The 1,196-nt window shown below is 69.9% G+C and carries 1 protein-coding gene; it reads left to right on the forward strand.

From position 1 onward, the window contains the following. Nucleotides 1-8 precede the first annotated feature (8 nt). Nucleotides 9-1,196 (forward strand): serine hydroxymethyltransferase (gene glyA, locus ACL03H_RS23835; protein ID WP_412813546.1); only part of this gene is annotated, 1,188 nt, incomplete at its 3' end.

A 1,196-nucleotide genomic window follows, 5' to 3' on the forward strand; every position in this document is an offset into this window, starting at 1 on the left:
ACGACCAGCTGTCCGCTGTGGATCCTGAGGTGGCCGCGGCGGTGGGCGCGGAGTTGGGTCGTCAGCAGAACACGTTGGAGATGATCGCTTCGGAGAACTTCGCTCCGCGGGCGGTGTTGCAGGCGCAGGGTTCGGTGCTGACCAACAAGTACGCCGAGGGCTATCCCGGGCGCCGCTACTACGGCGGCTGCGAGCACGTCGACGTCGTCGAGCAGCTCGCGATCGACCGGGTCAAGTCGCTGTTCGGGGCCTCGTTCGCGAACGTGCAGCCGCACTCGGGCGCGCAGGCCAACGCCGCGGCCATGCACGCGCTGCTCTCACCCGGAGACACCATCATGGGCCTGGACCTGGCCCACGGCGGCCACCTCACCCACGGGATGCGGCTGAACTTCTCCGGCAAGCTCTACAACGTCGTGGCCTACCACGTCCGCGAGGACGACCACCGCGTCGACATGGACGAGGTCGCCCGCCTGGCCCGCGAACACCGCCCCCGGCTGATCGTCGCGGGCTGGTCGGCCTACCCCCGCCACCTCGACTTCGCCCGCTTCCGCCAGATCGCCGACGAGGTCGGCGCCTACCTCATGGTCGACATGGCCCACTTCGCCGGCCTCGTGGCCGCGGGCCTGCACCCCTCCCCCCTGCCCCACGCCGACGTGGTCACCACCACCACCCACAAGACCCTCGGCGGCCCCCGCGGCGGCGTCATCCTCTCCGGCAGCGAGGAATTCGCCAAGAAGTTCAACTCCGCGGTCTTCCCCGGCCAGCAGGGCGGCCCCCTCGAACACGTCATCGCCGGCAAGGCCGTGCTGTTCAAACTCGCCGCCACCCCCGAATTCGCCGACCGCCAGCAACGCACCCTCGACGGCGCCCGCCTGCTGGCCGAACGCCTCCTGGCCGACGACGCCCACCAAGCCGGCATCCGCCTGGTCTCCGGCGGCACCGACGTCCACCTCGTCCTGGTCGACCTGCGCCACATCGACCTCGACGGCAAACAAGCCGAAGACCGCCTCCACACCATCGGCATCACCGTCAACCGCAACGCCGTGCCCCACGACCCCCGACCCCCCATGGTCACCTCCGGACTCCGCATCGGCACCCCCGCCCTGGCCACCCGCGGATTCACCACCACCGAATTCACCGAAGTCGCCGACATCATCACCACCGCCCTCACCAACCCGTTCGACGAAACCGCAACG

This window comes from Saccharopolyspora antibiotica (assembly GCF_047200635.1).
Lineage (GTDB): Bacteria > Actinomycetota > Actinomycetes > Mycobacteriales > Pseudonocardiaceae > Saccharopolyspora_C.